22 protein-coding genes are annotated in these 21066 nt (G+C 41.7%); 19 read left to right on the forward strand and 3 right to left on the reverse strand.

The window, feature by feature from the left end:
• The first annotated feature begins 51 nt into the window (after positions 1-51).
• The 5 genes from P0G38_RS04715 (at position 52) to rplS (ending at position 3150) form a co-directional block, all read left to right on the forward strand.
• A complete protein-coding gene (locus tag P0G38_RS04715; protein ID WP_005228919.1) occupies positions 52-309 on the forward strand; it encodes a hypothetical protein in 258 nt (85 codons plus the stop codon).
• Positions 310-395: 86 nt separating this feature from the next.
• Positions 396-1220: a hypothetical protein gene (locus P0G38_RS04720; protein ID WP_275854127.1), complete on the forward strand. Its 825-nt coding sequence runs from the start codon at positions 396-398 to the stop codon at positions 1218-1220.
• A 155-nt stretch (positions 1221-1375) separates the two neighbouring features.
• On the forward strand, positions 1376-1900 hold the full coding sequence (rimM, locus tag P0G38_RS04725) for a ribosome maturation factor RimM (RefSeq protein WP_275854128.1): 525 nt from the start codon (positions 1376-1378) through the stop codon (positions 1898-1900).
• The gene (gene trmD, locus P0G38_RS04730; RefSeq protein WP_275854129.1) at positions 1890-2636 is read left to right on the forward strand and encodes a tRNA (guanosine(37)-N1)-methyltransferase TrmD; all 747 of its coding nucleotides are present in this window, start codon (positions 1890-1892) and stop codon (positions 2634-2636) included. The genes rimM and trmD overlap by 11 nt, the downstream gene beginning before the upstream one ends.
• Before the next feature lie 166 nt (positions 2637-2802).
• Complete coding sequence (rplS, locus tag P0G38_RS04735; RefSeq protein ID WP_002357176.1) at positions 2803-3150, forward strand: 50S ribosomal protein L19; 348 nt, start codon at positions 2803-2805, stop codon at positions 3148-3150.
• A 229-nt stretch (positions 3151-3379) separates the two neighbouring features.
• Here rplS and P0G38_RS04740 read toward each other — a convergent pair whose 3' ends face one another.
• Entirely contained in the window at positions 3380-4432 is a 1053-nt protein-coding gene (locus P0G38_RS04740) for a zinc-binding dehydrogenase (RefSeq protein WP_074536033.1), read from the reverse strand.
• 1311 nt (positions 4433-5743) lie between these two features.
• Between P0G38_RS04740 and adhP the strand changes: the two genes are divergently transcribed.
• From adhP to P0G38_RS04780, 8 genes are all read left to right on the forward strand, one after another.
• A complete protein-coding gene (adhP, locus tag P0G38_RS04745; RefSeq protein ID WP_275854130.1) occupies positions 5744-6757 on the forward strand; it encodes an alcohol dehydrogenase AdhP in 1014 nt (337 codons plus the stop codon).
• Positions 6758-6857: 100 nt separating this feature from the next.
• Positions 6858-7577 carry a response regulator transcription factor gene (locus tag P0G38_RS04750; protein WP_171805173.1) on the forward strand — a complete coding sequence of 240 codons (720 nt, stop codon included), beginning with the start codon at positions 6858-6860 and terminating at the stop codon, positions 7575-7577.
• A gap of 261 nt (positions 7578-7838) precedes the next feature.
• Positions 7839-8243 (forward strand): VOC family protein, encoded by a 405-nt coding sequence (locus tag P0G38_RS04755; protein ID WP_005229066.1) that lies wholly within the window; start codon positions 7839-7841, stop codon positions 8241-8243.
• 192 nt (positions 8244-8435) lie between these two features.
• Positions 8436-8861: an Rrf2 family transcriptional regulator gene (locus tag P0G38_RS04760; protein ID WP_010749722.1), complete on the forward strand. Its 426-nt coding sequence runs from the start codon at positions 8436-8438 to the stop codon at positions 8859-8861.
• Between the two features lie 137 nt (positions 8862-8998).
• Positions 8999-9646: an NAD(P)H-binding protein gene (locus tag P0G38_RS04765; protein WP_275854138.1), complete on the forward strand. Its 648-nt coding sequence runs from the start codon at positions 8999-9001 to the stop codon at positions 9644-9646.
• A gap of 179 nt (positions 9647-9825) precedes the next feature.
• Positions 9826-10287, forward strand: a complete 462-nt coding sequence (locus P0G38_RS04770) for a GAF domain-containing protein (protein WP_015510123.1) — start codon at positions 9826-9828, stop codon at positions 10285-10287.
• 178 nt (positions 10288-10465) lie between these two features.
• Positions 10466-10693 carry a hypothetical protein gene (locus P0G38_RS04775; protein ID WP_221693205.1) on the forward strand — a complete coding sequence of 76 codons (228 nt, stop codon included), beginning with the start codon at positions 10466-10468 and terminating at the stop codon, positions 10691-10693.
• Between the two features lie 158 nt (positions 10694-10851).
• Positions 10852-11625, forward strand: coding sequence for a hypothetical protein (locus P0G38_RS04780; RefSeq protein WP_142968784.1), 774 nt, complete (start codon positions 10852-10854; stop codon positions 11623-11625).
• A 74-nt stretch (positions 11626-11699) separates the two neighbouring features.
• On the opposite strand, the gene P0G38_RS04785 is transcribed toward P0G38_RS04780, so the two are convergent.
• Positions 11700-12035 carry an antibiotic biosynthesis monooxygenase family protein gene (locus P0G38_RS04785; RefSeq protein WP_142968785.1) on the reverse strand — a complete coding sequence of 112 codons (336 nt, stop codon included), beginning with the start codon at positions 12033-12035 and terminating at the stop codon, positions 11700-11702.
• 709 nt (positions 12036-12744) lie between these two features.
• Here P0G38_RS04785 and P0G38_RS04790 point away from each other — a divergent pair.
• From P0G38_RS04790 to P0G38_RS04805, 4 genes are all read left to right on the forward strand, one after another.
• Complete coding sequence (locus P0G38_RS04790) at positions 12745-14406, forward strand: peptide ABC transporter substrate-binding protein (protein ID WP_010749716.1); 1662 nt, start codon at positions 12745-12747, stop codon at positions 14404-14406.
• Positions 14407-14594: 188 nt separating this feature from the next.
• On the forward strand, positions 14595-15668 hold the full coding sequence (locus P0G38_RS04795) for a dipeptide epimerase (RefSeq protein WP_060792528.1): 1074 nt from the start codon (positions 14595-14597) through the stop codon (positions 15666-15668).
• A 21-nt stretch (positions 15669-15689) separates the two neighbouring features.
• The gene (locus P0G38_RS04800) at positions 15690-16595 is read left to right on the forward strand and encodes a C40 family peptidase (RefSeq protein WP_275854146.1); all 906 of its coding nucleotides are present in this window, start codon (positions 15690-15692) and stop codon (positions 16593-16595) included.
• 42 nt (positions 16596-16637) lie between these two features.
• Entirely contained in the window at positions 16638-17402 is a 765-nt protein-coding gene (locus tag P0G38_RS04805) for a serine hydrolase (RefSeq protein WP_275854148.1), read from the forward strand.
• A 53-nt stretch (positions 17403-17455) separates the two neighbouring features.
• On the opposite strand, the gene P0G38_RS04810 is transcribed toward P0G38_RS04805, so the two are convergent.
• Complete coding sequence (locus P0G38_RS04810; protein WP_010749712.1) at positions 17456-18157, reverse strand: GntR family transcriptional regulator; 702 nt, start codon at positions 18155-18157, stop codon at positions 17456-17458.
• A gap of 171 nt (positions 18158-18328) precedes the next feature.
• On the opposite strand from P0G38_RS04810, the gene P0G38_RS04815 reads away from it, so the two are divergent.
• Together P0G38_RS04815 and P0G38_RS04820 are read left to right on the forward strand one after the other, a co-directional pair.
• On the forward strand, positions 18329-19633 hold the full coding sequence (locus P0G38_RS04815; protein WP_275854151.1) for a PTS sugar transporter subunit IIC: 1305 nt from the start codon (positions 18329-18331) through the stop codon (positions 19631-19633).
• Positions 19634-19648: 15 nt separating this feature from the next.
• A complete protein-coding gene (locus P0G38_RS04820; protein ID WP_275854153.1) occupies positions 19649-21064 on the forward strand; it encodes a glycoside hydrolase family 1 protein in 1416 nt (471 codons plus the stop codon).
• The last annotated feature ends 2 nt before the right edge of the window (positions 21065-21066 follow it).

Raw genomic sequence — 21066 nt, forward strand, 5'->3', positions numbered from 1 at the left:
GAGGACAAAAAAGGATGGTTTTGAGATAATCAAAAATGAGGAGGTGCTTGTATGTCTCAACTAATCGCATGGATCGTCGTTCTTTTGATTCTCGTCTTTATTTATAAAATCGGTTCTTTTCTTTGGCGAACGCTAGGGATCTTGTTGTTGCTCTTTTTAATTTGGGTCTATCGTGAGGAGATCATGACCCAATTGAACCAATGGACACAAAACTTTCGTTGGGGCGACCTATCGACGATCGCCAATCAAGTTTGGCAATGGATCAAGGACGGCTTCCAATCACTGCAAAATTGGGTCACCAATCTTTAAAAAATCGACAAAAAAATGACAGACAATCTGACTTGTTTGTCATTTTTTTTATTGAGGGGTATCCTTTGTATAAGGAGGGGAACATCATGAAAAAAGAACTAGGATTATTTGTTACGCTGCTAACGATCGGAACCTTGGCTGGCTGTAATAATCAAAAAGACCAAGAAACCAGTCAAGCCAGTACAGCTGAAACAACAGCAACGACTATGGTGGAAAGTACCCAAACACAAAAAAGTAGTCAATCAGAAACCAGTCAATCAACTGCATCGACTAGTCAGGCGGTTTCTGAGGATTCTTCAAATACGAGTAGCACCACAGACATCTATAGCCAAATACAAGCGGTATTCCCTGATCTTGTCTTGCCAAAGGACGTTCCGCTTGCTTCGGATAAAGTGTTGAATGCGGCCACAGCTGGCAGTCAATCCGATGCCTCGATTCTTTATTATGGACTTGATCAGCAATTGTCTCTCAATGACAAGGCTTTGAACGAAGAAACACCGCTTGCTGCTTTTCAATCAAAAGAGTATCAATCAGCGGATGAAGCTGCTGCAGCGGTCAATGTAACAGCGGATGATGGCGGACAAGCCGTTGATCTCGGATATGGCATTACTGGGCATATGCAAGGAGCTGCTGGCTCCAGTTATTTAAGTTGGCAAGAAGGAAATTGGTCATTGACTGTTCGAGCAGTCAACCAAGAGGAACAAGATCCTGTGCCGGTTGCCAAAGAAGTGGTGGCGTATCTAGAAGAAGCCATGCTTCCAGCACCTGAGGTCGGTCAAATCACTATCGATATGGGAAAAAATGACCATACAGCAACTACCGTGGTCTGGCAACAAGAAAAGATGCTTCGAACGGTGCAACATCAAGATGCACGTTCCGCATTGGAAATGGCCGTTTCAATGAATCAATAAGTTTCAGATTAGGACATTGCCCCTTTGATCAAGCGTCGAAGGGGCGTTTTTCGTGCGATGATTTTGAGGAAAACAGGGGGCGCTAGGAAACGGCTAGAATTCGCTACTTTGCTATGCTAAAATAGAACAGAAGTTAGAAGAAATGGGGAACGAACGTGACAGAATATTTAAACGTAGGGAAAATCGTCAATACACATGGGATCCGTGGAGAAGTACGAGTGATATCACAAACGGATTTTCCAGAAGAACGCTACCGTAAAGGGGCTGAATTGACACTTTTTCGTGAAAATAAAGAGCCATTACCATTGATTGTTTCAGGTCATCGCAAACATAAAAATTTTGATTTGTTAACGTTTGAGGGCTATCCCAACATCAACGACGTTGAACCGTTTCGTAACGGCATTTTAAAAGTTACCAAGGATGATTTGGTGGATCTAGCAGAAAATGAGTTTTACTACCATGAAATTATTGGTCTGGAAGTCGTCGAAGAAGATGGCACAGTCATTGGTAAAGTCAAAGAGATCCTTTCACCAGGCGCCAATGATGTTTGGGTGGTACAGCGAAAAGGGAAGAAGGATGGCTTGATTCCTTATATCGAATCTGTTGTTCATACCATCGATCTTGAAAATGGTCAGGTCATCGTTGAGATCCCAGAAGGGTTGTTAGACGATGAGAATTGATGTGCTGACACTATTTCCACGAATGTTTGAAGGGCCTCTTGGAGAATCGATCATCGGTAAAGCACGGGAAAAGGGATTGTTAGAAATCAATGTCTCTAATTTCCGTGATTATTCTGACAACAAACATCAAACAGTGGATGACTATCCTTATGGTGGCGGAGCAGGAATGTTATTAAAAGTCCAACCTGTCTATGACAATATCAAAGCGATCGAAGAAGCGACACCAGAAACGAAAAAGCGGGTGATCCTATTAGACCCAGCGGGAAAACCCTTTGATCAAAAGATGGCGGAAGAATTCTCTACCGAAGAGCACCTTGTTTTTATTTGCGGTCACTATGAAGGCTATGATGAACGAATCCGTTCATTGGTCACTGATGAAGTGTCACTGGGCGATTACGTCTTGACTGGCGGCGAATTGGGGGCAATGGTCATGATCGATGCGACGGTCAGGCTATTACCAGAAGTTTTGGGCAATCAAACCTCCGCACAAACTGATTCTCATTCCACTGGTTTATTAGAGCATCCGCAATATACACGCCCGGCAGAGTTCAAAGGCATGAAAGTACCGGAAGTTTTGATGAATGGCAATCATAAACTGATCGAGCAGTGGCAATTAAAAGAATCCTTGCGCCGAACGTATCAGCGACGTCCAGATATGCTGGAAACTTATCCGCTGACCGCTGAAATGCAGAAGCTTTTAAAAGAAATTGAAGACGAATCGAAGACTGGCAAGTAAAATAGTGCCAGTTTTTTTGATATTCTGTGCCATGACAAGAAAATTCTCTTTACAGCCTATGGTCGACTGTGGTAAGATATTTCAGTGAGTGTAAACTCAACTATTACGATGTTCCGCTGGAGCTTTCATGCTTTAAGAATGTTTGGGAATAAGGAGAATGATAAACATGAATCCATTGATTCAAGAACTAACTCAAGAACAATTACGTACTGACATCCCAGCTTTCCGTCCTGGGGACACTGTTCGCGTTCACGCGAAAGTTGTCGAAGGAACTCGCGAACGTATTCAGTTATTTGAAGGTGTTGTCATCAAACGCCGCGGTGCTGGTATCAGCGAAACTTATACAGTTCGTAAAGTATCAAACGGTGTAGGTGTTGAACGTACCTTCCCATTGCACACACCACGTGTTGCACAAATCGAAGTTGTTCGTTACGGTAAAGTACGTCGTGCAAAATTGTACTACTTGCGTGCATTACACGGAAAAGCAGCTCGTATCAAAGAAATTCGTCGTTAATCATTTATTATCAGATGAAGCAAAAGCCCTTGTTTTCAAGGGCTTTTTTCTTTTGTTTGGCGTTATGTTCTATCATTTTAAAGTTCTAGAATTGATTAATTGTGGAAAAAGGGGAGGCGGTTACAGTGTTTTCTTTCTTCATGGATAAAAAGACAAAGTACTGGTTATAGTACTTTGTCTATCGAGAGGCTGTCCATTGTTAAGACGAGCTTTTTTTAATTAGCTTTGTCTATTCATCCCTTGAAACAACAACCATAGATTTGATCGTTTTTCGTTCCTGCATATCGGCATAGGCTTGGTTGATATCATCTAAATCATAGGTTTGGGTGAAAACGCGGCCTGGATTGATAGTACCATCAAGCACCGCTTTTAACAGGATTTCCTTATCATATGTTGTGACCGATGCAGATCCTCCCGCAATGGAAATGTTTTGAGCAAAAGTGGAACCGATTGGTCGATTGTCATAGTGAGGGACGCCGACATAACCTACACGACCACCATTATGCAATACACCAAGGGCTTGTGTAATGGCAGCTTCTGTACCAACACATTCAAGAGCAGCATCCGCGCCTCCGCCAAGGATCTCGCGTACCTTCGCGATTCCCTCTTCACCACGCTCAGCCACAACAGCTGTAGCACCTGATTGAAGAGCCATTTCTTGTCGATCTTTATGACGGCTCATTAAAATAATTTGGGAAGCCCCACGCATTTTTGCCGCGATGACAGCACATTGTCCTACGGCACCATCGCCAATCACGACGACTTTATCCCCTTTTTCTACATGTGCACAACGTGCCGCATGATATCCTGTGGGCATAACATCTGCCAAAGTTAAAAGAGACTTGATCATACCTTCCGTATAATCAGCTGGCTGACCTGGAACTTTTACAAGGGCCCAGTTGCCGTAATGGAAGTTGATATACTCAGATTGGAAACCGTTAGACCAATTCGTTGTACCTTGATGACGGTCGCATGTGCCATCAAAGCCGGCACGGCAAGCATCACATTCACCACAACCATGGGTGAAGGGGACGATGACAAAATCTCCAGGTTTCACAGTCGTAATGTCTGGACCGATTTCTTCAACGATGCCTAATGCCTCATGACCATCATTAACTGAATGAGGTTCTTTACTATCGCCATGGGCATACGACCAAAGATCAGAACCGCAAACACATGCTCGGACAACTTTAATAATAACATCATCGGCTGCTTGTAAAGTTGGCTTTTTTACTTCCTCCACTTTAACTAATCCTGCTTTTTCAAAAATTGCTGCTCTCATATAAATCCTTCTTTCTTAAGTTAGTATTGTTAGTATAAATGTTGAAGTTAACTTTAGGTCAAGAAAAAGACACATCAAGAAATGACGTTCTCTAAAAAATTCCATTCAGGTTTTCCTTCAAGAGCAAACGTAGTGCTAACAAAAATAATTATTTCTATTCGTTAGCCGTTTCTTACGATGTTTCAAGTGGAGCATGCGCAAATGACGCCTGGAGACGGTTTGTCATTCAAACCGCCTGCCGTTTCTGAAACTTCTATCCAACTTCCCTCAATGCTTCATTTGGCGCAACAAAAATTACATGTACGTCAGAGTAACTTTTTTCATAAATGATTTTAGCTTATCTAGCAGAGGATACCATGAAATGATCGTCTAAAGTTTTGCGAAGACAGAATACTTTCTTCAGATTCCAGTTTATTTCCCTCTCAACAACTGTTACTGATCAGCAGTTTTTTATAAAAAAGGCAAAGAGGCAATAAACGGAGATTTTAATTAAACGTTCACTACACATTTAGGCTATAGAAGTTCATTTTGAGTGATTAGGTAGTTGCTGATTGATTACTATGTTTTTCCGTATTATGTGCCGATCGTAGTTGGGGAGCCTTTTGGGCTTTTTGATTTTGACACAGTAAGGCCAGGAAGCAGGTTATGGGATGTTTCTTATGCTGCGTACCGCTGGGTACCCTTGTATTTTGATGGGAACAGTCGTCTGAGTGAAACGCAATGCCATCGATTGAAACTTTTTGTGGATACTTATCGGCTGTCCAATAATGACAGAGTACAGATTGTCGATTGTTTGATCGACCGCCTTTGTGCACTAGTTGCTTTTATGAGTAGAAAAGGAGAAGAAGGGAATGGAAATTTTCAGAAAAACATTGACGAGGGACATCTTGCTAAATACCAATAGGACATTCAGCGCCTGAAAGAAAATAAATCGCAAGTCATCGAAGGGATAAAAATAGAAGGATAGAAGAACAGTGAGTACAAATCATCCTACAGTCTTCTATCAGATCGTCTTGATGTTTTTTATTGAAACGATTGTTATTTATAGAGATGAATTTTCTCTATCTTTTTAATTTTTAATTTTATGTAATCTGGAAATAAAGAAAAAATTTTGAATGATTTCATTATTGTTTTCTAATAAATGATTACAGAAAAAAAGCAATAAATTCCCCTTTTTTTGATGATTTCTATGGTAATCTTCTCGATAGAGAACTTTCTTTTATCTAGCTATTACTGACCTCTATGTGTTAGTTAACTACTTCACAAATAAAAGGAAGTTCTTTATTTAATCGAATTGAAAGAGGTGTCTTTGTGAAAGCAGCTGTAGTATCAAAAGATAAGGTTGTAAAAATCGAGGAAAAAGAATTAAGAGCGCTTCGTCCGAATGAAGCATTATTGAAAATGGAGTGTTGCGGTGTCTGCCATACTGACTTGCATGTAAAAGATGGCGACTTTGGAGATGCATCTGGGATCGTACTCGGACACGAGGGAATCGGTAAAGTGGTTGCAATCGGTGATGATGTTACTTCTCTAGCAATCGGTGACCGTGCAAGTGTCGCTTGGTTGTATGAAAGCTGTGGATCATGCGAGTACTGTGTGAACGGGAATGAATCATTATGCCGTTCGGTTAGAAATGCCGGCTATTCTGTAGATGGTGGTATGGCTGAAGAATGTATCGTTGTAGCTGACTATGCAGTGAAAGTTCCAGAGGACTTAGGTTCTGCTGAAGCCAGCAGCATTACTTGTGCAGGTGTAACCACATATAAAGCGGTAAAAGTTTCTGACATTAAACCCGGTCAATGGATCGCCATCTATGGTTTAGGGGGACTAGGAAACCTAGCCTTACAATATGCTAAAAATGTCTTTAATGCAAAAGTGATTGGAATCGATATCAACGACAAACAGTTGAACTTCGCAAAAGATCACGGCGCTGATCTTGTAATCAATCCTGCAAAAGAAGATGCGGCAAAAATCATTCAAGAAGCAACCGGCGGCGCACATGCAGCCGTAGTAACAGCTGTTTCAAAAGCAGCCTTCAATTCTGCTGTTGATGCTGTTCGTGCGGGCGGTACGATTGTAGCGGTCGGTCTCCCACCAGAAAGCATGGACTTGAACATTCCTCGACTTGTATTGGATGGGATTAAGATTGTCGGTTCCCTTGTTGGAACACGAACTGATTTAGCAGAAGCCTTCCAATTTGCAGCGGAAGGGAAAGTCGTTCCTAAAGTAGTCATGCGTCAGTTAGAAGAGATCAACGATATTTTTGATGAAATGCTTTCAGGAAAAATCAAAGGACGGATGGTCATTGATTTTCAAGAAAAATAAACGAAAATAGAGAAACCGACTATGAATTTTTAGCGAAGGAGAAAATTTCGTGTGTAATTTATTGATCATTGACAGCGAAGAGCGAAGAGCAGTTAGCGAGATGGTTCGTTTGATTGATCGTCATTTCCCAAATGTCATCTTGCTTCCAATGGTTGATTCGAAAAAAGCACTTCAGCGTACCTGTCTTGAGCAGATGGTTGAGATTGCAGTGATCAATGCGGATGGCGAAGAGGACTGTTTTGAATTATACAAAGAGTTGCTTTCTTTTTATCCGAATGCAAAAGCAATTTTGTATTCTGCAGTAGAAAGTTTTGCTATCGCTCAAAAAGCGTTGCGTTACGACTTGATCGATTATTTGGTCGAACCGATCACCAATGATTTTGTTTATGCATTGGACCGAGGGATTCAATCCATCAATCAGATTTCCTTGCTGCACGTCGAGAAAAACAATGAAGCTTCTCCTTCGCTTTCTTTAAGACATAAGATATTGCGCTATATTCATGAAAATTATAGAGAACATATTACGTTAGACACTTTAGCAGATCACCTGCATTTAAGTCGGTATCACACCAGCCGTTTGATCAAGAATACATTAGGAATGACCTTTTCATTGTACTTGATGATTTATCGTATTGAAGTTGCCAAAAAAGAACTCTCAACAAGTGATCGATCAATCAGTGAAATTTCTGTTAGAGTAGGATTCAATGATCCAAATTATTTTAGTAAGAAATTTAAAAAAGCAACTTCTTATACGCCCAAAGAGTATCGAAAAATTTATCGTGGGAAAGTAACCGTGATCGACTCAAGACTTGAGCTTTGAGTATTAAATAAAGTAGTTTGGGCTGATTGTATTAGCGAAAACATGATTCTTTGCTAATGCTTATCAAGTTACTTTTTCATAGATGAGAAAAGCTAAAAGGCCTATGTGTGCAAGGCCTTTTTTTACTTGAAAAAAATTTTGGATCAAGTTATTCAGACTAGCAGCAGAGGACAAAGACTGATGTTTTTGTGAATGAACCGATAGGTGCTATAATGAGAACGGATTCAGCAGTGCAGCTTACCAAAGAAAGGGAGCAAGAAAATGGCGAACAAAATGGTGTTTATTAACTTGCCTGTCACTGATATCAAACGTGCAACATCCTTTTATGAAGCGCTGGGGTTTGTAAAAAATGAAGAGTTCTCAAACGAGACCAGCAGTGGAATGGTTTGGAGTGAATCGATTTGGTTAATGCTGTTAGAACATGCGTTTTACCAACAATTTCTAAATGGTAGAAGTATTGCAGATACAAAGAAGACGAGTGGCGCATTGATCGCGTTTAGTTTTGACACACCAGAAGAAGCAAAGAATTTTGCAAAAATCGCTGAAGAAAATGGTGGACAGTCGTTCCAAGTTGATATGGGGATTCCAGAGGACATGATGGTCGGTTATGAAATCGTTGATCCTGACGGCAATCAGATTGAGTCTGCTTGGATGAAGGGCTATTAGCAAAGTGCTCGTTTAAATAAAAAGGAAAAAAATGGTTCAGTATGCAGTTCCCTCAAGAAGTTAGGCTTTTGTGCTAACTTTTTGAGGGCTGCTTTTTCTTGACGGGATTCTCGAGTTTTGTAAGATTGGTCAGTACCCTTTGTCTAAATCTGAAAAAAGAGGTATGATACAAGAAAAAGGAGTGGAGACGAAGTGAAATATTCAACGAAATACAGCGACGCCATTCACATCCTCGCTTACATCCACCTCTTTAAAGGAACTGATCTATCAAGTGATCGGATCGCCCAGAGTGTTGAAACGAATCCTGCTTATGTTCGCCGGATTATGAGTGATCTGCGTATTGCAGGATTGATCGAAAGCCAAAGAGGAAAACCAAACCCTAAACTAACGAAGGAACCAAATGAGATTTCTTTGTTAGACATTTATGCGAGTGTTGAAAAAGATCAGCATCTTTTACATGCGGACAAGAAGACCAATCCCAATTGCTTGATTGGGGGGAATATCCAAACGGTATTAGAGGAAACTTACGATGTGCTGCAAAAGAAAATTGAGCAGGAAATGAGCGCTATCTCACTACAATCCATCATTGACGGCATTCAAGTAGAAGCCAATCATTAAAAGTGTCACATGGAAGGCTGTAAAAAAAGAACTTTCACCTGCTAGGCAAATTCTTGACAGGGAAGAAAGTTTCTTTTATACTCTAGTTGTAACTTAATTTGTAACAACTGATTTTGAAAAAAACAAAAGTAGGAAGGATGGTCATTATGAAAATCGGTATTATTGGCGCAACAGGGAATGCAGGTTCAGCAATTTATCAAGAAGCAGTACAGAGAGGACACGAAGTGACTGCTATCGTGAGAAATGAAGGGAAGGCCAAAGAACAACTTGGTGAGACGGTCAAAACACTTACAAAGGATGCTTTTTCCCTCACAGAAGAAGAGCTCAGTGACTTTGATGTGCTTGTTGACGCGTTTGCAACAAGTCCTGACAAAGCTTACTTGCATGTGGATCTGGCAACAAAATTAGTGCACCTGTTTCGAGAAAAAAACACTCGTTTGTTCTTCATCTTAGGAGCCGGCAGTTTATTCAATGAAGCGGGGGAACGTAATCTCTCTGAGTTGAAAAAAGCACCAGGAAGCGAAAGTTGGATTGCGATTCCAGAAAATCAGCTAGACGAATATCTCTTTTTAGAAACAGTCAAAAATGTCCCTTGGGTGGGGATTTCTCCTGGGAATGTCTTTCAAGAAGGACCAGCTAAACCAGCGATTTTAGGGAAAGATCACTTACTATTCAACGAACAAAAGGAATCGGTGACATCTAGCGGTACGTTAGCTAAGGCAATTATCGATGAGATCGAAACAGTACAACATGAAAACACTCGCTTTACTGTGATTGATGCCTAGTAAGTTTTCAAAGACGACTGAGAAGGAAATGCTATGAGTAGTGTTGACTATTGGTACGAGTGGATGGATAGGCTATTTTAGGCAACAGTTCTTTTTTCACATTATTGTTTCCCATACTCAGTAATTTAGACAAGACAAATCCTCTGTCTTTGCTTATAATCAAGGACAGAGGTGAGAAAATGAATAAAAAAATCGAAGCGTATGAATTGATGCTTCTGCAATTAAAAGGATTACTAGAAGCAGAGAGTAATTGGATCGCTAATCTAGCAAACTCTTCTGCTTTATTAAATGAAACATTGGAAGATACGGTGTTTGCCGGCTACTATTTGTTTGAAGAAGGCGAACTGATCTTAGGCCCGTTCCAAGGAAGAGTATCTTGCACCAGAATTACTATGGGCAAAGGGGTTTGTGGAGAGTCAGCGGCAAAACAAACGACATTGATTGTCCCGAATGTCAAAGAACATGAGAACTATATCTCTTGTGACTCGGCAGCTATGTCTGAAATCGTTGTTCCTATGATAGCTGATGATCAATTGATTGGTGTGTTGGATATCGATAGTGGCAAAACGAACAGCTATGATGAGATCGATCAGAAATATCTTGAAGAATTTGCGGCGATTCTAGTAGCGAGTCGTAAATAAATCGTCATTTCTTAATAATTATCAAAAAACAATATAACGTTTACGAAGCAAGTGTTCATTGAATAATGGGCACTTTTTTCATTTTCGTTTTAAATGGACATGCATATCGCTTTATTTTATTAGAATTAGATGATAAGATGATAATACGATTAGAGAAACGAGTAGTAAGGAGCGCATTATGGAAGCAGAAACAATTGTATTAGGTAAAGCATATGAATGTAAACCAGTTGGCTTAGAAAGCCGCGTTATCGGAGAAGTGGTCAGAAAAATGGAACGTTGTGCCGTTTTGCATGTGATCCGTTATGAAGAGACCGATCATGACGAGCTTGAAGAACGTTGTGGACGAGTTGTGGCAAAATACAACGAGATCTATCAACCAGCATTGGTTGATTGCTTTTCTAGCTAAGGGTTAATCCCAATCAAGCGAAGCCATGCACGTAAACCAATTCCCTTAACAAAGGGGCTGTTTCTTGGAAGCAGCCTCTTTTTTTGATTCTTGGACACCGCTGCGTAGAAAAATACATGCTATAATGGGCGAGAAACTAGCAGAAAGCAGGGAGCGAAATGGAATTAGAAAAAACGGTCATTGATGACAAACAGATGCTTTTTGAATTGCCGAAGGAAGCAGGGCAACTGCAAATTGTTAAAGGAAAACTTATTGAAACAAAAGACAATACCGTCCTTTTAGCCATAAAAGAAGGCCAATTACTATCAGTTGCAGATGAGAAAACATTTGATGACAAGCAAGAATATGATCGCTTAATGATCCTTACACCACCTTGGGAGATCATGGCGCCATACTTAGCAGCCTATTATCAAGAGAAATATCAACTGTCCAATGCTTCCAACGCACCTATCTTGATTCCACAGGAACTGCAACAAGGGGTCGCTATTTGTGCGGAACCATTTGATTGCTTGATCGATTTTCTGGGTTATGTATCTACCAGCAAAAAGGAAACGAAAGCGGTGAAAAAAGGGGGTAAGCCTCGTCATAAATGGTCAAAAGAATTACAAGATGAACCCTTTATGGTGGATTATCAAGGAAGTACAGCAACGGTCTATTGGCAGAAACGCAACGAGGTTCGAATTGAAAAAGGCGCTACTTTGCGTCAAGAGGTTCCTTTGAACAAAGACGGCTCGGTGGGCTTTTCAGCTCGATTAGCAGAAAAGATACGGCAAGAGAATCAATCAGCGATCAAAGAGGGACGAACGATTGAAGACGTCGTATTAAAAAGTGTCAATGAGGTCGGCATGTTTCTTTACTATGGGGGGACCAATGGCTGGCTTCAATTAAAAGATCAGCAAGGAAGAACCCTGAACGAGCGAACGGTGGAATAGAATAGAGAGATACTGAACAAGAAAGCGATCCACCAAAGCGAACGGAATCAGCTTTGGTGGATCGCTCGTATAGTTTAACTAGGAGTAGGCTCTTCATCGATCAAGACAAATTCTTGACCTGTTTTGGACAAAACAAGGTTCGGTTTTGCAGTTCCTTCTTTTTCTGCTCGATACGCCTCTCTGTGCTTTTGCAGATGTTCGGGGCGTTTTAACCAAGCTTGAAAGGCTTTTTTCTCAGTCCATTTTGACACCAACTGGAAAACGAGGCGGTCTTTTGATTCTGAAAACCAAGCTTCAGCAGAGTGACAGCCAGCAAATGTTTTCATTGAGGCGGTATCTTTTTTCATTTTAGCAAGAAAGAGTTCTTTTCCTTCTGGAATGACTTCAAACGCAACGGTACGGATATACATGAAATTCCTCCTTTGACTCGGGACGATTTGGTTTAGTATAGCGCTAATTGAGAATGATTGTCAATTAGCTGTGGAATCTTGTAATTTTTTTATCGATAGTAATTTTTTGATCAAATTCCTCAAAAGCCTTGAACAAATGAAAAAAGTACGTATAATTAATATACGTACTGAAGAGTCCGAAGAGTATTGGAGAAAATGGATACTTGGGGAAGTCTTTCTTTTCTCACGTGCAGTACTCTTCGTTTGTTTAGTGTACCACTCCCATTTTAAAATAGATACGTTTTTTTTACTTTCTGAGGAGATTTCTTTTATTCCTTGAGTTGAAAGGCAAAAAAGTGGGAAGGCTCTGAGAAAGCGCTATGAAGACGAAATTTATGTCTTCTTTTTTTTGTGAAAGGGAAGGAAAATTAAGAAAGTTTTTTTATCCATTTTTCTTCGAAATGATGTATAAGAGAGTAGCCAAAGTTCTGATTACTAGAAGATCAGAACTTTTTTGTATGCTTTCTTGGCACGACTCCTTTCAACGATATTCAGCATAAAGTCGCTCTTTTCTACTTTTTACATTCAGAAGAGCGTTTCTGACACAACTATGTAACCTCTTACATTTTTTGGTCGTGTTAAATTGACAGGCTGCATAAACATGCGGTAAACTCGGTACAACAAACAGAATTTTTTGAATTATCTGAATGTTAGAAGGGGATGAGTAGAAATGGGGAAACGTAGCAAATATGCAGTATCGCTTGTGTTACTAGGCAGCTTATTTTTAGCAGCTTGTCAAAATGGCAATCAAGATAACGAGACGGATTCATCAGCAGCTTCTTCTGCAGAGCAAGTGATCAATGTGCAATTTTCGGCAGAGATGGGCAGTGCAGATATTTCTTTAGCAACCGACTCTTACAGCTTTATCACGTTAAACAACGCCTATGAAGGTCTTTATCGCTTAGATGAAAACAATGTTCCTGTGATTGCTGGCGCAAGCGAAGACGCTGAAGTTAGTGAAGATGGGCTTTCTTACATCATTTCACTGCGGGAAGAGGCAAAATGGTCCAATGGCGATCCAGTTACTGCAGCTGATTATGTTTTTAGCTGGCAGCGAACCGTTGATCCAGCCACTGCTTCCAATTATGCTTATATGCTGGCACCCGTTAAAAACGCTGCCGCTATTTCAGATGGTACGCTAGATAAAAGCGAGTTAGGGATCGAAGCAGTCAATGATTATCAATTGAAAATCACGTTAGAAAAACCGACGCCTTACTTTTTATCTTTACTGGCTTTTCCAACTTTCTTCCCGCAAAACGAGCGTGTCGTGGAAGAGTTCGGTGACCAATATGCCTTAACCAGTGAAAACGCGGCGTACAATGGACCATTCCTATTGACCAATTATGCTGGACCAGGCACCGACATCCAATGGACATTGGCGAAAAATCCCGATTATTGGGATGCCGATTCGGTCAAACTTGAAACAATTAATTTTGATGTCGTGAAAGACTCATCGACCGCTTATAACTTGTACGAAAGCGGACAAGCCGATGACATTATTTTAAGCGGTGAATTGGCGATGCAGAATGTGAATCATCCTGATTACATTGTTCAGCCTAGTGCAACCACTCAGTATTTAGAAATGAATCAAGCACCAGAAGATTCGCCTTTTCGAAATGCAAATCTGCGCCAGGCCATTTCGTATAGTATGAATCGACAACAAATCGTTGACAATATTTTAGGCAACGGCTCCTTACCGGCTGTCGGTTTTGTTCCTTCTGACCTAGCGTTTAATCCAGAGACAAAGGCTGATTTTGTCGAGGATGCGGCAACCACGTTAGCCTTTGACGAAGAAAAAGCCCAAGAATATTGGGAAAAGGCAAAAGCTGAACTGGGTATCGATACATTGTCTTTTGAACTGTTGACATCAGATACCGATCAATCGAAAAAAATGGCAGAATACATTCAAGGCACCTTGCAGCAAACACTGGATGGGCTGACTGTCGAAGTCACAAACGTTCCATTTTCTGTGCGCTTGGATCGTTCAAATAGCGGCGATTTTGAGATGGTCATGAACAACTGGATCGGGGATTATGCAGATCCAATCAACTTTTTGGAATTGTTCAAAAAAGACAGTTCCTATAATCGTGGAAAATGGCTAAATGATGACTACAATCAATTGATCGAACAAGCCTCCAATGAAAATGCTAACGATCCAGAAGCCCGTTGGGAAAATATGGTAGCAGCAGAAAAAATCTTAAACGACGACTTAGGCGTTATTCCACTCTTCCAAAGTGCTGAAGCACATCTACGGTCGCCAAAAATCAAAGGCCTCATCGTTCATAGTGTTGGCGCGGCCTATGATTATAAAAATGTCTTTGTCGAAGAATAAGGAGAAAAAAGCTCCTTTTGTCTATTCATTGTCTGACTTCGTTAAAGAGGGCAGCAGACGAGAAAAACGTTACTAGAATGTTTACCAACTTGATAACAAGGAATAAAGCAGTTCTTTTTCTAGCAGCGAACAATGACGTATTCATTTTAGCTAGATAAGAACTGCTTTTCTTTTTGGGAGGAACACCAATGAAAATCACAGCAGTTGAAACCAAACGAATTCCGATCCAGCTGAATGCACCCTTTAAAACGGCGCTCAGAGAAGTGCACGCCGTCGAAGTGATTCGAGTGCTGCTTTTTTTTGATAATGGGATCGTTGGCATCGGAGAAGCAGCACCTACCGAAGTGATCACCGGTGATACAAAAGAAAGTATTTTAAAAGATATCGAAACGGTCTTTGCCCCGTTCCTGTTAGGCAGAAAGGTAGATGCCCAATTGCTAGTAATGGATGAACTTCATGCGTTGATCCAGCATCATACGAGCCCTAAAGCGGCGATTGATATCGCGTTGCATGATGCACTGGCAAAAGCGGCCAACTTGCCTCTTTACCGCTATTTAGGTGGTTCTGCCAATACATTGACAACCGACTATACGATCAGTGTTGGCTCACAGGAGCAGATGCTGCATGATGCCCAAGCGAAAGTCCAGGCAGGATTTCGCTCCTTGAAAATCAAACTAGGGGCAGGAACGATCGAAGAGGAAGTTGCGAAAATTCGCCGCATCAATGAACGCTTGGCAGGAAAGATTCCCTTTCGAATTGATGCGAATCAAGGCTGGACCAAAGAAGAAGCGGTGCAGATTTTAGACCAATGGCAAGACATTCCGATCGAGTTTGTTGAACAGCCAGTAAAAGCCCATGATTTTGCTGGACTCAGCTATGTGACTGCTCGTACGACGATTCCAATCATGGCTGATGAAAGTCTTTTTTCCTATGAGGATGCCAAGCGTTTGATTGCTGAAAACTGCTGCAATTATTTGAACATTAAATTGATGAAAAGCGGCGGGATCAAAGAGGGACAAAAAATTTATCACTTGGCAAAAGAGCATCAAATGCCAGTGATGGTCGGTTCGATGATTGAAGGGTATGGGGGAATGGCGGCAGCCGCCCATTTTGCCTTGGGGATGGCCGACGTCCAATTTTATGATCTGGACGTTCCTTTTATGTGGGAGACCCAAACGACTTCCCCTGAAATGCAAGGGATTCTTCAGCGTCCAGGAAGTTTGAGAGTCACCGAACGCATCGGTCTAGGAATCAACGAATAAATAGTTATGAGAGGAGCAAAGATGAAACAAATTGTTCAGGCTGGCTCTTCCTTCTTATGGAAGGAACCCAAAGAAAACAAAGTACTAGCAAAAATCAAAGCATTTCCTTTAGAAGCGCTGCACACTTTTTTGACTGATGAAGATACGATGCGGCTTTATCAGGAAAGCTTAGTGGACTCCGAAGTATTATATGGGACGATAGTAGAAGTCATCACCCAAACGGATGGTTGGTCCCATGTGATCGTCTTGGATCAAAAAAGCAATAAACACCCACTCGGGTATCCCGGTTATCTGCCGAACGAGGTATTGAAGCCATTGCCACCAGATTATTCACCAGCTAAAAGAAGGATTGGGGTGATTGCAAAAGAAGCCGTGCTTGTTTTTGACTCGACCACACGACTTGTTTCTTTTGGAACAGTTTTACCACTTGTTGGGGAAACCGCAGATTCCTATCAAGTGGCTACGCCTAATGGACCAGCAACGATCGCTAAAGCTTTTGCTCACGTCCTATCGGACACATGGGCAAAGCTCCCAGAAAAAATAATAGCCTTAGCAGAACAATTTATAAACCAGCCCTATGTCTGGGCAGGCATTAGCGGCAGTGGCTTTGATTGTTCTGGATTCATGTATTCGCTGCATCGACTTCATGGTATTTTAATCCCCCGAGATACGATCGAGCAAGCACAACAAGCAAACATCGTACCTTACAGTCAGGCACAACCAGGGGATCTGCTGCTGTTTGCTTATGAAGAAGGAAAAGGCGAAGTCCATCATGTCGGTCTATATTTGGGGGATGACGAAATGATTCATTCAAGAACACCTGGGTCACGGGTCATGAAAACCAAAATCACTGGCTCTAATTATGAACCAGAACTCGCAGTTGTGGCGCGTTATTGGCAAAACCAGCCGAATGCATCACAGGAATGATCATGAACATTCTTTTCATGATCGTAAGGAAAGGGGCATTTGATGGGAAAAGATGACTTGCGTGTAGCAATTAAGCCTATTCTAGAAAACTATCAGACAACCTTGGAAATGGGTTTATGGATCGGTACGCCAACGGAATGTCTTGTTGACTATCAGAGTCAAAAGTCGTTTTCGGCAGCGAGTATCAGTAAGCTTGTTTTGTATGCCTATTATCTTGAACAGATTAACGAAGAAAAAATCGATCCGCAACAGCTGATCGGTGTGAACGCCGTTGATCTGACAGGTGGTGCTGGGGTGATCCGTCTTTTTCCTCAGAAGAAAGGTTGGACCATCAGTGAACTTCTCACGGCGATGATCGCCGTATCTGATAATACTGCGACCAATGTACTATTGGACTTAGTAGGGTTGCCCACGCTTCAGGCCTGGATTCAGGAGCCAGAGATTCAATTTGAACGGTATATGATGCGACCGATCAAAGACAAAGAGAACCGCTTGACCCCCTCGGCGGCTGCTAAACTACTACTAAAGTGTGTTAAACGAGAAGAAGCTGCACTAGGGTTTTCACCCTTAAATCAGCAGCAATTTCAAGAAGGATTAGCGGGAAATTTTGCGGAAACTGCGCAGCCCGCTTGCCGCATTTTTAATAAGACAGGCCGTCTTGACCGCATCGAACACGATGTAGCGTATTTACAAGCCAATGAAACGACGATCATCATTGCGGCATTTTCCTATGATAAAACCGGTAGTGGTCAAGGGATCAGTTGGCTAAGAGAAATTGGTCAAACAGTCTATCAGCAATATTTTTAAGTAAAATGCGCTGCGTATCGCTCCTCACTTAGAGGCACTTGATCCGCAGCGTATTAATTATTTACAACAATAAAATCCCCCATATCATAGCGGTGCCGTGATTGGGAAAATTCAAAAGGCGTCCCATCGCCGAGGTAAACCGTTTGCTCAACTTCTAAAATGGGATCGGTGGCGGCACAAGCTAAGTATTGCTGGTCATAGGTGTCTGCACGATCCGCTTTGATACGACGGACAGATGTTCCAATCGAGGAGTGGAGTTGGTTCGTGATGTAGCTATAGACGGAAGAGGATAAGACTTCTTCGGTAATGCCAGGAATGACATGAAGCGGCATGATGGTATATTCTAAAACAACGGGTACATCGTCAAATAGACGCAGACGAACGATATCATAAATTTGCTGGTCACTGCGAATTTTTAGTTTTTCTTGTTCTTTCTCATCGGGAAAAAGAATGGCAAAAGAAATGATCTTGCTGGTGATTTTTCCTGTCTCTCCAAGGCGCTTCGTCAGCCCGCGATTGATCTTGGCGTTGTAATCGAAGGTTGAATAGGAATCACTGATAAACGTACCCGTGCCTTTTTTACCGTAAATAATGCCTTCCATTTGTAAAATATTCAATGCTTTTTGAATTGTCACGCGGCTCGTTTGATAATCCGCAGCCAGTTCGGATTGCTTCGGCAATTTTTTCTCTTCTTCGTAAAACCCGTGATTGATTTTGCTCCGTAAATCGGCAGCGATGTCATGGTAGTTCGCCATTTGCTTCACCTCAAAATAATAATAAGTGATAAAACGAAGTATGTAAACTTGGAGCTTTACATACCCTGTTTTGAAGGCTTTTCCTGCGTTTACATTCTTCAGGAAATGAATTACATTTGTAATGTAATCGTTTTCTAACAATTGAAGAATAGGGGTATAGGAGGGAGTTTTATGCAAGGATTTATGGATCGACTCGCTGACGTTTTAGGAAAGTTTGCCAATAGGATCAACAATTTACGCTACATCATGGTCATTAAAAATGCTTTTGCTGCTTTGATTCCAGTAATCATTACAGGAGCGTTTGGTACATTGTTTTCAGCAATGGTTTTTGATGCTGAAAATGGATTGGCACAAATCGAGGCACTGCGCTTTTTAGAAAGTTTAAAACCGATCTCATCTGCGGTCAGTTATGTGACGTTGAGTTTCTTAACGATCTATGCAGTGTTTCTGATCGGGATTGAGCTAGCAAAATTAAATAATATTTCTGGGGTCTTTCCAGGAATCATCGCAGTAATGTCTTATCTTTCTGTTAATCCAATGATCTTTGAATTTTTGCACGAAGATGCGACGGTGGTTGCCGAAAACGTGCTGGCTAAGCAATATACTGACACGAAAGGCCTATTTTTAGGCATGTTCGTTGCGATCGTTTCCATCGAGCTTTATGCGTGGTTAGGAAGACAAAAACGGCTGCAGATCACGATGCCTGATAGTGTTCCTGGGAATGTTTCGGCAAGTTTTTCGGCATTGTTTCCAACGATTTTCACCGTGACCATCATCGCCACCGCTGGTTTTGCTATCAAAGCACTCACAGGGATGTATGCTTACGATATCATCTACAATGTCGTCCAACGACCACTGGAAGGAATCGTCCAAGGATTGCCAGGTATCTTGTTGTTGATGTTTATCGCACAAGTTTTTTGGGTCATCGGGATTCATGGGAACCAGATGGTCAAACCCATTCGCGAACCATTGTTGCTGGCAGCGATCGCTGTCAATACGGAAGCTTTTGAAGCTGGAAAAGAAGTACCCAATATTATTACGATGCCGTTTTGGGATATGTATATGAGTATGGGCGGTTCTGGGGTTACGATTGGGTTGCTGATTGCGATTTTGATCGTCGGCAAGCGGGAGGACATGCGCCAAATCACTAAATTGTCATTAGCACCTGGGATTTTCAATATCAATGAGCCAGTGATCTTCGGAATGCCAATTATGCTGAATCCCATTTTGGCGATTCCCTTTATCCTGACACCGTTAGTAACAGGAACGATTGGGTACGTGGCGACAAGTCTAGGCTTTGCCGCTAAAGCCGTGGTAATGGTCCCATGGCCGATGCCACCGATCGTCAATGCTTATCTAGCTACTGCTGGAGATATCGGGGCTGTGATCACGCAAGTTATCTGTATTGTCGTGGCAATTTTGATCTATCTACCTTTTGTTTTGGTAATGAATCGTACGACCAATGAAGTTGCATAAAGGAGTTTTAAAAAAATGGTAAAAATACCTGAAACATTTATTTTAGGGGCTGCTTCGTCTGCTTGGCAGACAGAAGGCTGGCAAGGAAAGAAAGAAGGACAAGATTCGTATCTCGACCGCTGGTACAAAGAAGAACGCTTTGTCTGGCATAATGGCTACGGGCCGGTTGTTGCGACGAATTTTATGGAAAAGTTTTCAGAAGATATTCAACTGATGCAAGAAGTTCATTTGACCCATTACCGAACATCGATCAACTGGGCGCGCTTCTTTACCGACCATGAACAGCTGATCGTTGACGAAGATTATGCTGCTCATATTGATCAGCTTATCGACCAATTGCTTGCGGCTGGGGTCGAACCGATGCTTTGTTTGGAACATTATGAACTGCCAGCTAGTTTGATGGATGCCTATGATGGCTGGAGCTCGCGGAAAGTGGTCGATCTATATACTCGTTATGCCGAAATCGCCTTCGAGCGTTACGGTGATCGAGTCAAACAGTGGTTTACCTTCAATGAGCCGATCGTTATTCAGACTCGTTGCTATCTCGATGCGATACGTTGGCCCCATGAGCAAAACACAAAAAAATGGATGCTTTGGAACTATCACAAAGTATTGGCATCCGCCCAAGCGGTGGCTGTCTATCATGAAAAAGGCTACGAGGGGCGCATCGGTTGTGTACTGAATCCAGAAATGGTTTACGCACGCTCTTCCTCACCGGAGGATCAAAACGCACAAAAAATGTACGATCTTTTTTTCAACCGAATCTTTTTTGATCCAATGGTCAAGGGGCATTATCCAAATGAACTTATCACACTTTGCCAAACCTATGACATCTACTTTGATCCGACAGAAGAAGATTTGGAAACGATCCGCACCCATACGGTGGATTTCTTAGGTGTCAATCAGTACTACCCGAAACGCGTGCGGGCACCACGATATCAATGGCATTCGGATACACCATTTCATCCAGAAATTTTTTATGAGACCTTTGATTTGCCAGGAAAACAAATGAATAACTCCCGTGGCTGGGAAATCTATCCGAAGGTCATGTACGATATGGCTAATTATCTTAAAGAAAATTATGGCAATATTCCATGGCTGATCACTGAAAATGGTATGGGGCGGGAAAATGAAGAACAGTATATGGATGCCACAGGTCAAGTCCAAGATGATTATCGGATTCAGTTTATTACCGAACATCTTTACTGGCTGCTAAAAGCCGTCGAGGAAGGCGCCAACTGCGAAGGCTATATGCTTTGGGCATTTACCGATTGTGTTTCACCTATGAATGCGTTCAAAAACCGCTATGGTCTCGTACGAATCGAGCTGAATGAAGAACGGACTCGGTCATTAAAAAAATCAGCCGCTTGGTATCGTTCCCTGATTGATGAACGGTGGCTTCCATTTGAAGAAAAACCATTGATTCTGTAATA

Source organism: Enterococcus casseliflavus (assembly GCF_029215545.1).
Classification (GTDB): domain Bacteria; phylum Bacillota; class Bacilli; order Lactobacillales; family Enterococcaceae; genus Enterococcus_D; species Enterococcus_D casseliflavus.

What these genes read in the sequence shown, in the direction of transcription:
- P0G38_RS04715 (WP_005228919.1), top strand. Translation starts at nt 52, where the DNA reads ATGTCTCAACTAATCGCATGGATCGTCGTTCTTTTGATTCTCGTCTTT.
- P0G38_RS04720 (WP_275854127.1), top strand. Translation starts at nt 396, where the DNA reads ATGAAAAAAGAACTAGGATTATTTGTTACGCTGCTAACGATCGGAACC.
- trmD (WP_275854129.1), top strand. Translation starts at nt 1,890, where the DNA reads ATGAGAATTGATGTGCTGACACTATTTCCACGAATGTTTGAAGGGCCT.
- rplS (WP_002357176.1), top strand. Translation starts at nt 2,803, where the DNA reads ATGAATCCATTGATTCAAGAACTAACTCAAGAACAATTACGTACTGAC.
- P0G38_RS04740 (WP_074536033.1), bottom strand. Translation starts at nt 4,432, where the DNA reads ATGAGAGCAGCAATTTTTGAAAAAGCAGGATTAGTTAAAGTGGAGGAA.
- P0G38_RS04750 (WP_171805173.1), top strand. Translation starts at nt 6,858, where the DNA reads ATGGTTCGTTTGATTGATCGTCATTTCCCAAATGTCATCTTGCTTCCA.
- P0G38_RS04755 (WP_005229066.1), top strand. Translation starts at nt 7,839, where the DNA reads ATGGCGAACAAAATGGTGTTTATTAACTTGCCTGTCACTGATATCAAA.
- P0G38_RS04765 (WP_275854138.1), top strand. Translation starts at nt 8,999, where the DNA reads ATGGTCATTATGAAAATCGGTATTATTGGCGCAACAGGGAATGCAGGT.
- P0G38_RS04770 (WP_015510123.1), top strand. Translation starts at nt 9,826, where the DNA reads ATGAATAAAAAAATCGAAGCGTATGAATTGATGCTTCTGCAATTAAAA.
- P0G38_RS04775 (WP_221693205.1), top strand. Translation starts at nt 10,466, where the DNA reads ATGGAAGCAGAAACAATTGTATTAGGTAAAGCATATGAATGTAAACCA.
- P0G38_RS04780 (WP_142968784.1), top strand. Translation starts at nt 10,852, where the DNA reads ATGGAATTAGAAAAAACGGTCATTGATGACAAACAGATGCTTTTTGAA.
- P0G38_RS04785 (WP_142968785.1), bottom strand. Translation starts at nt 12,035, where the DNA reads ATGTATATCCGTACCGTTGCGTTTGAAGTCATTCCAGAAGGAAAAGAA.
- P0G38_RS04790 (WP_010749716.1), top strand. Translation starts at nt 12,745, where the DNA reads ATGGGGAAACGTAGCAAATATGCAGTATCGCTTGTGTTACTAGGCAGC.
- P0G38_RS04795 (WP_060792528.1), top strand. Translation starts at nt 14,595, where the DNA reads ATGAAAATCACAGCAGTTGAAACCAAACGAATTCCGATCCAGCTGAAT.
- P0G38_RS04800 (WP_275854146.1), top strand. Translation starts at nt 15,690, where the DNA reads ATGAAACAAATTGTTCAGGCTGGCTCTTCCTTCTTATGGAAGGAACCC.
- P0G38_RS04805 (WP_275854148.1), top strand. Translation starts at nt 16,638, where the DNA reads ATGGGAAAAGATGACTTGCGTGTAGCAATTAAGCCTATTCTAGAAAAC.
- P0G38_RS04810 (WP_010749712.1), bottom strand. Translation starts at nt 18,157, where the DNA reads ATGGCGAACTACCATGACATCGCTGCCGATTTACGGAGCAAAATCAAT.
- P0G38_RS04815 (WP_275854151.1), top strand. Translation starts at nt 18,329, where the DNA reads ATGCAAGGATTTATGGATCGACTCGCTGACGTTTTAGGAAAGTTTGCC.
- P0G38_RS04820 (WP_275854153.1), top strand. Translation starts at nt 19,649, where the DNA reads ATGGTAAAAATACCTGAAACATTTATTTTAGGGGCTGCTTCGTCTGCT.